Origin of the sequence: Chitinophaga sp. CF418 (genome assembly GCF_900142925.1) — a bacterium.
Classification (GTDB): domain Bacteria; phylum Bacteroidota; class Bacteroidia; order Chitinophagales; family Chitinophagaceae; genus Chitinophaga.
On sequence record NZ_FRCN01000001.1, the window covers coordinates 938,304 to 953,386 of the forward strand.

Below are 15,083 nucleotides of genomic sequence, written 5' to 3' on the forward strand. Positions count from 1 at the left end.
ATTCCTCCAGAGCGTTATGTGACACTGATCGATGCCCGGCGCTGTTACAGCCCCGCTGCCAGTGCACGCCATTCTCCCAGTTCAGGACTACCCGGCTTACGTTTACCAAAAAATTGTGCGATCATCTCTCCTGCTGCATCAAACACTTCTACAGACGTTATAACACCATCAACGGAAGGCTTTTCCACTACCCAGCATTGTTCAATCGCATCTGTCCTCAGATGTAGATTAAAATCTTCATCCATTACATTGATCCAGTTAGGAATGCCCACGATCTTCTGTACAGGACCTGTATGGATCTCTATATTGCCTGGATTACCTACGAATACCATGATCTCCAATCCGCTCGCAGCAGCGGTTTCCAACAGTGTTTTTACACAATCATTATTACTGCGGCGGGCAAATTTACCTGCTGCAAGTTCCAGCGCACGTACTCTTGAGAGTTTGTGTTTCATAAGCAGAGGGAAGAAATCATGGGTATCCTGTAATGCAGCCCAGCCCTGAAGAAAAGCATCTTTGTCTGCATCTTTGTCATTGTATACAGGAGCAGGAGGTGGCGGGGCCACCGTAATGACAAGAGGTTGTTCTGCCGCAGTGAAGTCTGCAACCAATGAATCCCAGGCGGAGAGGTTGGTTTGTTCTACAGCGTAGACCTTCATAATGGCCATACCTTGCGCATCAAATATCTGTAGGGACTTTTTGAAACCAATACTATCGTCAGTATCTACAGCAAAGCCATACTTCCAGCGGGAGAAGAACATGCGCAGGTCTATATCTTTTCCCAATACAGTACCTACATGTTTATTTTCAGTGTTCACTATTTCAAAAACACCTTTGCGTTCTATTACACAGTTTTCATTGCGGGTCAATACCATCACCTTTCCCAGGGCAGGCATGGCCTGCATAAGAGCAGGGAATTCAGTTTTCAGATGTTTTACAGTATCACCGGTGCAGGCAGCCACCAGCTCTCCTTCACTGACCTGTAACTGGCTGGCCGCATCACGGATCCTTGTTTTCGGATGTTGTTCACGAAAAGCCAGCCATTGTTCTTTTAATGTAGTCAGAGTTGTGTTCATATTTTATAATACTTTTAATGCCTTTACGGCAGGTGATTGAAATAAGCCACCGGCAGCGGCGGTAACCACCAGCGGATAATGACAGTGAGGATGTTCCAGTACGGCTACATCCACACCGAAACAATTTTTGATATGAGCGGATGTGAAGATCTCCTCCACGGTTCCCTGTGCATATACGCGGCCATCCTTCAACATCAGCAGCTTTCCGGCATAGGCAGCAGCCAGCTGAAAGTCATGCAATACTGCGACTACCAGTACACCACTGGCGGCCAGTGTAGAGGCCAGTTGTAATGACAATTGCTGATGAAGGATATCCATTCCCGTTACCGGTTCATCCAGCAATAACATTTTCCTGCCGGTATAGTCTGTTGCCTCTAAGTCGGGGGCTTCCAGCAGTTGTGCCAGTACACGCGCCATCTGTACGCGTTGTTTCTGTCCTCCTGATAATGTCGGGTATGTTCTGTCACGCAGGTTGTACACCTGCATCACTTTTAAAGCATAGCTAATGATCTCTTTGTCTGCAGCAGAAAGGTGGGTGTTATAAACATAACGGCCCATACTTACAACCTCTGCCACAGTGAATGGCTGGTTTAATGTCAGTTGCTGGGACAACACTGCTCTTGTACGGGCCTGTGTTGCTACCGGCAACGCTTTTAGTTCCTTCCCTCCTATCGTTACACTACCCTGGTATTGCATGTACTCGCCTGCTATTACTTTCAGCAGCGTGGATTTCCCTGCACCATTGGCGCCCATGATCACACACAGTTTCCCGGCTCCTGCTTCCAGGCTGATACCTTCCAGGATCTTCATTTTACCGAGTGACAGCGAAATATCTTTTACGCACAACATCATGCAGGTATGGTCCTTTTTTCTTTGATAATAAGCCAGAGGAAAAATGGTGCGCCTATTACGGCTGTAATAATTCCCACAGGCAATTCCGCAGGCGCTACGATGGTACGGCACAAAAGGTCTGCAATAGTCAGCAGGACCGCTCCTGACAGTGCGGCGCCCGGTATCAGTATCCTGTAATCCGGCCCGGTGAACTGACGTACGATATGTGGTACAATCAGACCTATAAAACCGATGATACCTGCTACCGCCACGCCTGCTGCTACGGCCATCGTTGCAAAGATGACCAGCAGCGACTTCAACCTTGGTACTCTCACGCCACTGTGCATAGCTTCCCGTTCGCCCAGGGCCAGCAGATTCAGTGCAGGCGCCAGACGGGGTAGCATGATCAGTGGAATGATAACAAAGGGCGCTACACCCGATACTGTCTGCCAGCTGGCGCCTCCCAAACTACCGAGCGACCAGAAAGTAATACTGCGTAACTGCTCATTGTTGGCCAGGTAAGTCATCAGACCTGTAACAGATTCACACAACGCTCTTACAGCAATACCGGCCAGCAACATGGTAGAAATGGCTGCTTGTCCGCCGGTACGGGCAATGCGAAATATGAACAAGGTAGCGATGACCGCTCCAGCAAATGCAGCCAGGTTTAACGCATAAAAGTTCAATACCGGCGCCTGTTGAAAGACAGGTAATGCACTTTGTACAATAATCATCACCACTGCCGCCATAGAAGCACCGGAACTGATCCCAATCAGCCCCGGATCTGCCAGCGGATTGCGGAACAGTCCCTGTAGTGATGCTCCTGCCACACCAAGCCCAGCGCCTATTAGTGCTCCCAATATCACTCTCGGCAGGCGGATCATCCACAATACGCCTGGCATATTCTCCTCATAGGCAACATGCAGGTGAAAGCCTGCTTTATTCAGCAGGATAGCAAGTACCTGCATCGGAGATATATGCATGGCGCCTGTGCCGGTTGCCAGCAATATCACGATGATGAGTAGTACACTGAGTATGGTGATACTACTGACGCGTTTTATGTTTGCTATATTCATTGCTATTTATCATTCATCGTCGCAATGTTAATTCAACTTCCCCGCCAGCTCCTGCACAGCCTGTATTACACGCGGTCCAAACCCTGTCAGCAATTGGCCATCCATTACAATCACCTTCTTTTGTTTACCTGCTGTTGTCTGTTCAATGCCCTGCACTTTCAGCAGGCCATCCACACCACCCATGCTTTTTAATCCATCATCAAACATAAGGATCACATCAGGATTGGCAGTTACCAATGCTTCCGGTGTTAGTGGTTTGAAATCATTGAATCCGGTAGCAGCATTCTGCGCACCGGCAAGTGCAATGATCTTATCGAGAGGAGTCTCTTTACCTGCTACCATCATAGTACCTGCTCCGCGGGCATAGATGAACAATACTTTTTTAGGTTGTGGTTTTATATGTAATGCCTGCTGCTCTTTATCCAGTTGTTTTACTAATGCAGCGCCTTTTTCCGGCACTTTCAAGGCAGCAGCTACTTCTGTAATCAGTTTTTTAGTTCCTGCTACGGAGAACTCCTGTTTTATCAACACCGTCTTTACACCCACATTTTTAAACTGTTCAATCACTGCCGGTTGTATAAAGTTATCAGTAGCCAGGATCAGGTCTGGCTGCAAGGCCAGGACCGGCTCCGCAGAAATATTTCTGTTGTGTCCCACTTTCGCTACCTGCTTCATGCTGGCAGGATATGTACTCGTTACATCTACACCCACCAGGGCACTCTCAAATCCCAGTGCACATACAATCTCGGTAACAGCACCGTTCAGGGACACGATACGTTTAAAATTCTGTTGCGCACTAACATTCATCGCTGCCAACAGGCAGACAGCCAATGACACGATCAATGATCGTATCCTTATATGATTCATCATAATCTGATTAAAGTAAGAATGACAATAAATAGTGTTGAAAACGAAGAAATGAATGGTTGACCCTACCCGGGGTTTGGGCCAACCATCGCTTACCATAAGCATTTTACTCCGCCATGCTCAGGCAAGAACTTTGAATAAGTTATCGCATACAGGATACCGGGGTTCAGGTATTGACACAAAACGGCCACTACGGAACTTCACAGTTATCCGGTACAGTTTTACCAGTAATTAAAATTTAAAAAGTGTAGCTATCAGCCGAGAATGATATATAGGGATATATCAGAAATGGACTGACAGGTGCGGCGGAGTAATTGAGTGATGCAAATCTATGTCATAGAAATGTAACAAACTAATCGGATCGGGAAAATTTTATGACAATCTTTACGCAAAAGGAAATATTTACGCTTTTCAATATTTCATGTGGGAAGTTGGTGAAGGGGTTAAACTAAATGCTTTCTGCTATTGTTAAATATACATTACCTATCACCGGAAAAAATTTAAACCCATGGATTGGGATGAAATACTAAATCCACTATCGCCATACTATCAGAGTGCGATGCAGGAACAACAGCAACTTGTGAATCTGCAGGATGGACTAATATCAGCAGCAAGAGAACTGATGTCATCCGTTTATCCGCAGATATATCACCTTGAATCGGCCGGATACACAGAACTTGAAAACACCATTATTTCAGAATGTGTGAAACTGTCGTGTAAACTGAACGATATTATACTGAAGTACCAGATAGAAAAATAGCCGCTGTACTACTGTACTGAGAATGAAAGCCTTCTGGCGTTCACCCCTCCCAAGATGCCATATCCGTTCTCCACATTGGAATAGACGTTCACCGGATCCACTGAAAAATCCAACCGTTCCTCCAATCGTTGCGAATATGTCCCATCAAGGTATTTGTAGGCTCCTCTGGTCAACCCGCTGACTTCCACAATCATGTGAGAAGCTGTTATTTCTTTGCTTGTCTGCAACACAAAGAGAACATCTTTTCCATTGATACGCTCATCGGTCAGCAGTACCTCACTATAATACGCATTACCGATAATGTCAATGAAGTTATTGTTGAACGATGGATCCAGGCGGAACTTCACCGTATCCTGCTTCAGCGCCACGATCTCTCCATTTACAATATCTGCATTATATATGCGGATCCTGTAATAATTCTTTTCTGCGATATTATCTTTCAGGGAAAACTTTACCCTGTTGGATGCCTTTTGTGCAGATGCATCTTTGATGTCTGGCGCTCCGGGTGTGCTATCTGTTGCTTCAACACTGGCCAGGCCTGTATAACTCACGCTTACGGTATACTGTTTTCCAGCACCGGCAACACCCTGCGATACATAATATCCCTTTCCATTGATCACCCGCCACTCAGGTGTAGGCAAGGTCCTCCCATCTTCCTGTATGACCACAGCTGCTCCCGGCACCTCCGGGAATCTCAGGTTGCCATATTCCTTCACCGGCTTGCTTTTGGTAACGCGTATATATATGAGACTGTCCGGTTGTATCAGGCTGTTCAGGACCAGCTTATCCCCATCATAAGGGATGGGGATCCGTGATTCTTTCTCACAGGCTGTCATCACGATGGCCAACAATATTGCATAAAAAGAAAATGGACGCATACGTTTCATTTAAAATTTAATTGCATAAGTCACACTTGGCAGGATAGGCAAAATGCTGATCTCTGCCAGGTAACGCTCTTGTTTCTTCGTATCAGTGACCATATAATAGGAATATGGATTCCGCTGATTATAAGCATTGTACAAACTGAATGTCCAGCTCTTTGTCCACAGCTTTTTCTTTTTACTGTAGGTAGCGCTGATATCCAGCCGGTGCATGGATGAAGTACGATATTGATTCCTGTCGCCAATATGATCCAGTATAGGATCTTTCCCTGGCGGATCATATGGAGATGCATCTCCTGTTCCTTCATAGCTCGCTGTTGGCAAAGTCAATGGTAATCCTGTTGTATATTCCCATGTGGCAGACAATTCCCAGCGTTTGCCCAGGCGTTGTGTCAGCACCACTTCAAGATCATGCCTGCGGTCATATTTATAAGGGAAAGACCTGCCTCCGTTTACAGTAGGAAATGTTCTGTCAGACCAGGCCAATGTGTAACCGATCCATCCCCGGGTAGTACCTTTTTTCTTTTCCAGCATTATCTCTCCTCCGTAACTCCGACCCTTACCGACAGCAACCTGTTCATCCCAGTCCTTGCCTGCGCCATTGAATGGAGATACCGGCTCGTTGTATTCAATCACATGATCCATCGTTTTATAATATAATTCCAGGGACATGGTATACATGTGATGTCTGCTGCTCTTTGCTACCCCCACAGATCCCTGCCGGGAAAACATCGGCGCCACCCTTCCTGTAGATGGCACCCAGAGATCCGTAGGTGAGTTGATAGTGCTGTTAGTCAACAGATGCAGATACTGGGTCATATGCGTATACGATGCTTTAACAACCCACTTGCGGGGTAGCTGGTAACGGGCGCCCAATCTCGGCTGTACAGAATGATAAAAACGCCCCTCCACCAGGAAGCCGGAAGCATGTACACCTGCATTGATCCAGAGCACCTGCGATGCCTTCCATTCATCTTCTGCATACAGCAGTATCTCCTGTCCGGTAGAAGCGCCATCATTGTAAGTGGTATCCAGTGATGGCTGTCCACCTCCTACGTCTTCAAACAATGATACTCCCGGATTAAAGATGTGGGTAATAGTCCCTGCTCCAAACTTGATAGTATGATTGGGTTGTGGCCTGTATTCAAAATCTGCCTTTTCAACAATATCTTGTATGCTGGAATAATATTTTCCGTAGGATATGCTTGTATCTGTTGTATTTAACGGCTTATAATCATAATTATATTCAGTAGAAAAATAGTATTGTGAATAATTGCTTGTGATATTGGCAAATAGTTTCGGACTGAATACATGGTTCCAGCGCAGGGTACCGGTGTAATTGCCCCAAAGGAATCTGGAACGGCTGTTGGCAGAATAAGTAGCTGTTCCGGTGGTATCTGCTTCCCGGCCTTCCCGGTATGTTATTTTCAGTCTGTCCTGCCCCACGTAACCACTTAGGTACAAACGGTCCTTTTCTGAAAAAATATGGTTCACCTTCAGATTAGCGTCATAAAAATACACGTATGCCTTATTATCCGGCTCCTCATTCGAACCGTTCAGCTTCAGGTCATTCATCAGCGCATCAAGATGTGAACGGCGGCCAGACACGACAAAGGAGGTCTTGCCTTTTTTAATCGGGCCTTCTACCATCGCCTTCGCAGCAATCAGCCCGATAGCAGCTTCTCCATGATACTGCTGCATATCGCCGTCTTTCAGAGAGATGTCTACAATAGACGACAAACGGCCTCCGTAACGGGCAGGAAATGCCCCTTTATAGAAATCAGCACTCTTAACAATATCGGGATTGAACACGGAGAAGATCCCGAATAAATGTGATACACTGAAGATCGGCGTGCCATCCAGCAGTACCAGGTTCTGATCCGGGCTTCCACCTCTTACATTCAGTCCGCCACCGCCCTCTATACCACCAGATACACCCGGCAACGCGCTGATTGCACGCATCATATCCGCCTCGCCCAGCAGGCGTGGCATTGACTTCATATCTGCCGGCGACAGATTTAATTTACTCAGGGGAGCCTGCTCCTGCTGCTGACGGAGCGTGTCTGTCACCACCACCACTTCAGGCAGGCTGTTTTGTGATTGCAATGGTACGATCACTGGTTCCGTTTGAGATTTCCTTACCGGCAATCTGCCTGGTTTATAACCAATGTAGCTGACCTGTAAACTAATCGTATCGCGGGGTAATGTGAGACTAAAAAAGCCAAACTGATTAGTTGTGGTGCCGACATGTTGTACAGGGGAATAAACGGTCGCCCCGATCAGTTTTTCGCCGGTGGTGTTATCCTGCACATATCCACTGATCGTCTGCGTGGGATGCTTTTTAAATGTGAGCACAATCTGATCGCCGATACGGGCGAAATGAATATCGAAAGGCGCAAAAATATCTTCCAGGGCTTTTTTCAGGGGCTTGTTATGTATATTCACCGTTACCAGTGGGGAAAGGTCAACAACGTTTTTGCTGTAAGAGAAATGGATACCATATTGTTCCTCCAGTATAATACATATTGTTTCAAGCGGCTGGTCCTTCACTGCCACACTGATCCTGGTACGCCAATCCCACCCGGAGGATGCATGTACAGGAATACAGATCAGCAATGTTCCTAATAACATCCTACCAAACAGCGACATGATTCTTTTTAAGGTTGTAAAAATTATTCTTCATGCTTCTTTAATATTACGACGGTGTCTTTTTTCTCTATATCTGCATTGGTCATGAAAGCGATAGACGCCAGTACATTCTCTGCCGTTTCTCCTGTAAAAGTAGCTGTTACCGGCAATTGCAGCAAGTCAGCATCTGCGGTAACCTTTACATGATAAATAACTTCAATGGTCTGCAATACTTCCGATAAAGGAGTATCAGTAAACACCAGCTGCCGACCGGTGGCATCTGCCACATGTGCTGCAATCCTGAAGGGGACCTGTTCCCCCTGTTGTTCCAGCAGCATACCGGCCGATAGTACCACGCTATCCTTGCTGCGCCCGTCTGTTACCATGATCTCCCCCGTATCTACATGTATACGCAGGGCGCCCCTTTTACCCGCTGCCACATCCACCATAAAACGGGTGCCTAATACTTTTATGGTCCGTTCTCCCAGTTTTATTATAAACGGTCGAGCAGCATCCTTCGTTACATTGAATATGGCTTTTCCTTCCAGGGATACTTCCCGCTGCTTACGGCCAAATCCGGCCAATACCAGCAGCTGCGCCTTATCTTCCAGCTGAACGGTAGTACCGTCTTTCAATTGCGCCACCACAGGCCCTGTAAATCTTTGCGTACGGCTATTGCGGGCAGTCAGCCACAGCAAACCCGTTCCCGCGGCTATCAGCATGACAGCGGCTGCCATCCACCATTTACGCCATCTGACCACCCTTCCTCCCATCCTGGCGCTCAGGGACTGCCAGGCACGTTCAGTGTCGGCAGGCGTCACTATTATATGTGGCTGTTCCTGCAGCAACTTCTCGAGTGCTGACAGCAGCCCGGGGTGATCAGGATCACTTTTCAGCCAGTCGTCCACCCACTGGCGCTCAGCCACATCGGCCTCACCCAGCAAATATTTACATAGCAAGGCGTATAACGCCTCATCAGCATACAGTTTAGTCATCGAACAGTTTGTAGTGTTTATAACAGATGAAAGCAGGCAAAAGCACAATGAGGCTTTTTCATGGTAACAGACGCAGGGTATAGCAGGTTTCCCCTATCGGAGATGCAAATATTCGTAAAAATTATAAAAGATAATTACATTAACCACAGAGCAAAGCCATTGACCCAATCACTCAATTCCAGAGAGAGGCATAACTACTGCTTATTTGGAGCCCCCCGGAACATAACGGAATCACTATAACAGGATCATTCGCGGTGATCGCCTCTGTTAGGAGTCCCAGTGTTTGTAGCGCGGTGCGCAACCCCGGGACAGCAATAAACCGGGAAACAAAACGCCGATGGACTCCGCCAGGAGTCCTTGTGTTTGTACCGCGGGGTTTCAACCCCGGACAGCAATAAACCGGGAAACAAAACGCCGATGGACTCCGCCAGGAGTCCCAGTGTTTGTAGCGCGGGGTGCAACCCCGGGTGGGACGATTAGCACCAGCCCACATAAAACCAGGCGCCAACGGGGGTACTACGGCTCAGATCTTCCCCGAAGGGTAAAACCATTCTTCACAGATCAAAACAACAGCACGTGCAGGTATTCTTTCAGCTCTTTATGCATGATTTTCAAGGCCTTCCCCATCTGATTCTCCACTGTTTTCACAGAAATGTTCATTACCTCCGCTATTTCGGCGTATTTTAATTGTTGCTGCCTGCTGAGTATAAATACTTCACGGCAACGGTCGGGCAGCACTTCCAGGGCCCGCTGATACATCCGTTCCAGCTCCCAGGCAGGGGATTGGACCTGCCCGCCAGCGGCATGCAGATCGCCAGCTACCTGCTCTTTCTCCTGCCTTACGGTTTCCTTCCGCCAGTTACTGATGGCAGTATTCCGGATGGCGGCAAACAGGTAAGACCTCATAGCGCCCACAATATCAATGGTTTCCCGTTTCTCCCACAACCGCAGGAACACTTGCTGCACCACCTCCTCAGCCTCATGGAGGTCGCCGGTGTAATGCACCGCAAATGCCAGACATGCGGCATGATGGTCTCTAAAGATATCTTCAAATGTACGACGGTCCAGCATTGGTATTTAAGCCCTGTAAAGATATAATATATACCCGGTTTTGTTGTGTTATCAGCTGACTATCATTCTTTCCGTGTATTCGAACAGGAAAGAATGACTATTGTTGAACTTATTTATCTTTGTGCCCGCATGTATAATCTTATCAAAAAAATACTCTTCCGCTTCCCGCCGGAAAGCATTCACTACCAGGTCATGAAAGGCCTGCAGGTGATGCATGGAATCCCCCTGGGGAAAAATATTCTACGTTCTTTTTGTTTGCCGAAACGCAAAGGCCTGGAAAGACAACTATGGGGACTGACCTTTAAAAATCCCGTAGGACTGGCAGCCGGCTTCGATAAAGATGCCCGCTATACAGACGAACTGGCCAGCCTCGGATTCGGATTTGTGGAGATCGGTACCGTAACACCTGTAGCACAACCCGGTAATGATCAGCCCCGTCTGTTCCGCCTTCCTGCCGACCAGGCCCTCATCAACCGTATGGGCTTCAACAACGGAGGTGCGACAGCTGCTGCCAAACGCCTGCAGAAAAGGAAATCAGATATTATCATTGGTGGTAATATCGGTAAGAACAAGATTACACCGAATGAACAGGCCATCAACGATTATGAGAAATGCTTCCATGCACTGTTTGATGTGGTGGATTATTTCGTTGTGAACGTCAGCTCTCCCAATACACCTAATCTCCGTGCATTACAGGAGAAAGAGCCATTAAAACAACTGCTGCATCACTTGCAGATACTGAATACACAAAAGCCGCAACAAAAACCTATTCTGCTGAAAATAGCGCCAGACCTGACCACCAGTCAGCTGGACGATATTATCGAGATCGTACAGGAAACCAAACTGGCGGGTATTGTTGCTACCAATACAACCATCGACAGGGATAACTTACAGACTCCTGCAGAAGAAGTAGCCGCTATCGGCTCAGGAGGTCTGAGTGGCCTGCCTGTGAAACAGAAGGCCACAGAAGTGATCCGCTATATTCATAAACACACCAATGGTGCTGTGCCGATCATTGCCGTAGGAGGTATCTTTACCGCTGCGGATGCACAGGAGAAACTGGATGCAGGAGCATCACTGGTACAGGTGTATACAGGATTCGTGTATGAAGGGCCGACAATTGTGAAGAAGATCTGCGAAGGATTAAAATAATTATATTCTTAACACTACAGGGGCCATGTGTAACAACTGTTACACGTGACCCCTGTGATGTTAAAAGTTGGAGCTACACAAGCGTATAGCTCTCATGGAGCTTCAGATGGATTACTTGGCCAATATTTCCACGTCCACTATTTTTTCAGGGAACCACACATTCATTTCTCCTTCTCCCCTGTTTGCCCATGCATAATACGGAATCAGTGTTACCTGTTTAGGTACTGTACTCACCTGCTGTTGCTGTTCATTTACGTTGATACTTTTACCTTCGCCTTTCAGTACCACGACACCATTCAGCATATCCTTCCTTACTTCAGGCTGAAACACATCAGGCAATAACAAGTTGCTGGTACGGCCATCATTATCCTTCCATTCGGCACAATACATCAGTGGTCCACGCTGAATAGCAATTTTGCCATTGTCATCTTTCACCTGCTGGTCGGCCAATACTTCATGTGTTTCCATAGGCAGCTGTACTTCCACCACATCCTTTTTGTTCCACTTCTTTCTGATCACGGCATATCCCTGTTCCAGCTGATATGTTACCGGTTGGCCATTTACTTTGATCAGCACACTATCTGCCTTGCCGGCCTTGAAATAATAGACCCCTCCGGGAATAGCTTCCTGCCTGGCCCATCCAGGTATACGGACTTTCAGTGTGAATTCCGTTGCAATAGCAGGTTCGATATTAAACCGCAGATCTCCCTCCCATGGGTAGTTGTTGGACTGCACAATCTTTACTTTTTGTTTTTCCACTTCCAATGATGCAGTGCTGTTCATAAACAGGTTCACATATACCTCACGTCCTTTCTGCGCATAGATATAGCCAGGCAGGGAAGGCAGGAAGCGCGCCATATTTGTCGGACAGCAGGAGCATTCAAACCATCCCGAACGCCCTTCCTCCAGGCTGTGATAATGCATGCCTCTGCGCACCTGCATGGCATTGGTGTAGAAAAAAGACTTGCCATCCAGTCCTACACCTGATATCAACCCATTGTACAGTATCTTCTCCAGCATATCCACATACTTAGCATCGCCATGCAACTGGAACATACGCTGATTCCAATAGGCATTACCGATAGCGGCGCAGGTCTCATTATAAGCAGTAGCATTGGGCAAATCATAGTTCTCTCCAAAACGCTCGCCATCAGGTATTGCCCCGATGCCTCCCTGCACATAGATCTTTTTGGTAGCCATATTATCCCAGATCCTGTCAATGGCATGCAGGTAAGCGGTATCGTCTTCCAGCGCTGCTATATCAGCCATTGCCGCGTACAGGTACATAGCTCTTACAGCATGTCCTACCGCTTCGGATTGCTGTGTTACCGGCTCCTGGTCCTGCCAGTATTTACCATTCTCCCATGGATTGCGGCTTTTGGAATTATACTGCCGTTTACCTCTTTCATCGATGAAGAATTTTGCCAGCTGCAGGTATTCTTTCTTTCCGGTAACGCGGTATAAACGTACCAGTCCCATCTCCACTATTTCATGCCCCGGCGCCACACCTCGTTTGCCGGGACCAAAAGTCTGCACCAGCAGATCTGCATTCTTCAGCGCGATGTCCAGGAAATTACGTTTGCCGGTAGCCAGGTAATGTGCACTGGCAGCCTCAAACATATGTCCGGAGTTATATAGTTCATGGCTCAGCTCATGCTCTTTTACCCATCGTTCCGATCCTGACCAGTCATGCGGATGCAATGGATCGATTGTCCTTGCTGTATACAGGTAGCCATCGGGTTCCTGCGCTTTGGCAACAATAGCGATCAGCGAATCCACATAAGCGTCCATTTTCTTATCGGGCGTAACAGCCATGGAATAAGAAGCCCCTTCGATGGTCTTATAAATATCAGTATCATCGAACGGGAACTTTGTACAGAACTTCCCTTCCTTCGCTGCGGCCATCTCAAAGTTCTTCACGCGGCCTGTACTTTCACAACGTGCAAAGGACGCAGGAATCGTCACATTGTGATTCGTACGTACACGCGGCAGCCAGAAACTGTCCGTCAGCTGTACGGCGGTGAACTTCACCGCCCTCACAGGATAGTCCGCCTGCTGTGCACAGAGAGGAATAGCATACAGCAATGCGAGCGATAACAATTGTTTTTTCATAACCCTTTATAAATTAATAACCATCATTTTGTTTAAGGTTGCCGTTCTTATTGATCTCAGTGCGGGGAATAGGAAATAGTTCCCGGTAGTCTCCGTTCGGTGTATGCGAGAACCATGACTTCTTTGTAAACACTTTAAAGCGGATCAGGTCCTGTCTGCGACGATCTTCCTGTGTAAACTCCCAGCCCAGTTCATCCAGGAAGCGGCCATACTGTATATCAGCCCCTCCTTGTTCTGTATGATTCAAATGATCGCGCAAACCGTAATCATAAACACTTCCCTTTAACAGGTCAGCACCTGTAACTAATGCTTTATCCGGATGTTCCGTGAAATTCCGTTGTCTTACCTGTGTTACCAGCGTAGCTGCCGCATCGGCCTTACCATTTCTTAACAGGCTTTCCGCTTTCATCATGAGAATGTCTGCATAGCGGAACAAAGGCCAGTCATTACTCAGCTGTACATTGGCTTTCTGCTTGATCTCAAATTTACCCAAACGGAAACCATGTATCTCTTCTGACTGATCAATGCCCGGCACTTCATTAATAAAGGCCAGCGGTTTGCCTGTGTAAGCGCCCATAGTACAATTCAATTCAGCCCCGGCAGCACTGTATTGTTGTCCCTTTATCCAGTTGTCGCGGTAGCGCGCATCATCCAGATCAAATGTATTGATGAACTGAGGAATAGCGCAGATACCGCCCCATGGAGTAGATTTGAGATTATAGGTAGCCTGGCAGGCAGGCTGTAATGTCTGCATATGAATGTCAAAGGCATTCCAGTTCGTTACATATGTTTCATCAAATGGCAGTGCGAAAATGATCTCTTTAGAGTTCTCATTGTCTGTTACAAATACACTACGTTGTACAGGCTCCAGTATGAAGCCCTTTCCTGCATTGATGATAGCATCGCATGCAGTAATACATTCATCCCATGCAGAAGTGCCGGTGTATACCTCCGCATTCAGGTACATCTTTGCCAGTAAAGCATAGGCCGCCCACTGATTGAACTTGCCATAAGTGGTCTTATCGTTCTTATCGCTCAGCAATGGGAGATTGTCTTTTATCTCCTTTACGATGAAATCATATACTTCCTTACGGGTACTCTGTTTCGGCAGGAATCCTTCAGGCACGTCAAACTGTGTTACGATAGGCACATTACCATATACATCACACAGCACATAATAATACGATGCACGTAATACCTTCAGCTCTGCCAGTGTTTCTTCCTTGCCATTGCTGACAGGAATACCACCCGATTCCAGCTGATAGATCACGCGATTACAATTGGTGATACCGGCATAAGTACGGTTCCAGGTGTTGATGGTAACATCATCATCGGCCGTCCACTTATGCTCATGCAAACGGCGATAGATACCGCCATCCACCCAGCCATTAGGGCGCGCGGGGATCACCGCTTCATCAGAAGTAGCTTCCTGTATACGCGCAAAACCATTCCAGTCATTCAACACAAGACGCCAGTTCACATAAGCAGCGCCCACCAGCGAAGCCAGGTCTTCTGCCGAAGGATCAAATTGTCCGGCGATGATCTCGTTATAACTTGTATCTTTTAATTTGGTGCAGGCAGACACCAGTAACAGCGTTGCCAGTAATATTGTCTTGATAGATTGTTTCATAAAC

Annotated in this window: 12 protein-coding genes; 2 read left to right on the forward strand and 10 right to left on the reverse strand. The window is 47.2% G+C overall.

All coding sequences use genetic code 11. From position 1 onward, the window contains the following. Positions 1-44: 44 nt before the first annotated feature. The 4 genes from F3I09_RS03885 to F3I09_RS03900 are packed head-to-tail and all read right to left on the reverse strand — an operon-like array spanning position 45 to position 3,853. Positions 45-1,076 (reverse strand): hemin-degrading factor, encoded by a 1,032-nt coding sequence (locus tag F3I09_RS03885; RefSeq protein WP_149693715.1) that lies wholly within the window; start codon positions 1,074-1,076, stop codon positions 45-47. Positions 1,077-1,079: 3 nt separating this feature from the next. Beyond that, complete coding sequence (locus F3I09_RS03890) at positions 1,080-1,928, reverse strand: heme ABC transporter ATP-binding protein (RefSeq protein WP_149693716.1); 849 nt, start codon at positions 1,926-1,928, stop codon at positions 1,080-1,082. Further along, positions 1,925-2,983, reverse strand: a complete 1,059-nt coding sequence (locus F3I09_RS03895; protein WP_149693717.1) for an iron ABC transporter permease — start codon at positions 2,981-2,983, stop codon at positions 1,925-1,927. Before F3I09_RS03895 ends, F3I09_RS03890 begins: the two co-directional genes overlap by 4 nt. A 27-nt stretch (positions 2,984-3,010) precedes the next feature. Then, a complete protein-coding gene (locus F3I09_RS03900) occupies positions 3,011-3,853 on the reverse strand; it encodes a hemin ABC transporter substrate-binding protein (RefSeq protein WP_223233124.1) in 843 nt (280 codons plus the stop codon). 505 nt (positions 3,854-4,358) lie between these two features. Between F3I09_RS03900 and F3I09_RS03905 the strand changes: the two genes are divergently transcribed. Beyond that, positions 4,359-4,610: a hypothetical protein gene (locus tag F3I09_RS03905; RefSeq protein ID WP_089828543.1), complete on the forward strand. Its 252-nt coding sequence runs from the start codon at positions 4,359-4,361 to the stop codon at positions 4,608-4,610. An 8-nt stretch (positions 4,611-4,618) separates the two neighbouring features. Here F3I09_RS03905 and F3I09_RS03910 read toward each other — a convergent pair whose 3' ends face one another. From F3I09_RS03910 to F3I09_RS03925, 4 genes are all read right to left on the reverse strand, one after another. Continuing rightward, positions 4,619-5,488 (reverse strand): DUF4249 domain-containing protein, encoded by an 870-nt coding sequence (locus F3I09_RS03910; protein ID WP_188133673.1) that lies wholly within the window; start codon positions 5,486-5,488, stop codon positions 4,619-4,621. A 9-nt stretch (positions 5,489-5,497) separates the two neighbouring features. Beyond that, the gene (locus F3I09_RS03915) at positions 5,498-8,140 is read right to left on the reverse strand and encodes a TonB-dependent receptor (protein ID WP_149693719.1); all 2,643 of its coding nucleotides are present in this window, start codon (positions 8,138-8,140) and stop codon (positions 5,498-5,500) included. Between the two features lie 23 nt (positions 8,141-8,163). Then, positions 8,164-9,114 (reverse strand): FecR domain-containing protein, encoded by a 951-nt coding sequence (locus F3I09_RS03920; protein ID WP_149693720.1) that lies wholly within the window; start codon positions 9,112-9,114, stop codon positions 8,164-8,166. Positions 9,115-9,675: 561 nt separating this feature from the next. Further along, positions 9,676-10,185: an RNA polymerase sigma-70 factor gene (locus F3I09_RS03925; protein WP_149693721.1), complete on the reverse strand. Its 510-nt coding sequence runs from the start codon at positions 10,183-10,185 to the stop codon at positions 9,676-9,678. A 129-nt stretch (positions 10,186-10,314) separates the two neighbouring features. Here F3I09_RS03925 and F3I09_RS03930 point away from each other — a divergent pair, with 129 nt between their 5' ends. Beyond that, entirely contained in the window at positions 10,315-11,337 is a 1,023-nt protein-coding gene (locus F3I09_RS03930) for a quinone-dependent dihydroorotate dehydrogenase (RefSeq protein ID WP_149693722.1), read from the forward strand. A 111-nt stretch (positions 11,338-11,448) separates the two neighbouring features. Here the strand turns inward: F3I09_RS03930 and F3I09_RS03935 are convergent, their stop codons facing one another. Continuing rightward, a complete protein-coding gene (locus tag F3I09_RS03935) occupies positions 11,449-13,449 on the reverse strand; it encodes a glycoside hydrolase family 127 protein (RefSeq protein WP_149693723.1) in 2,001 nt (666 codons plus the stop codon). Positions 13,450-13,462: 13 nt separating this feature from the next. Continuing rightward, positions 13,463-15,079, reverse strand: coding sequence for a RagB/SusD family nutrient uptake outer membrane protein (locus tag F3I09_RS03940; protein WP_149693724.1), 1,617 nt, complete (start codon positions 15,077-15,079; stop codon positions 13,463-13,465). Between the last annotated feature and the right edge of the window lie 4 nt (positions 15,080-15,083).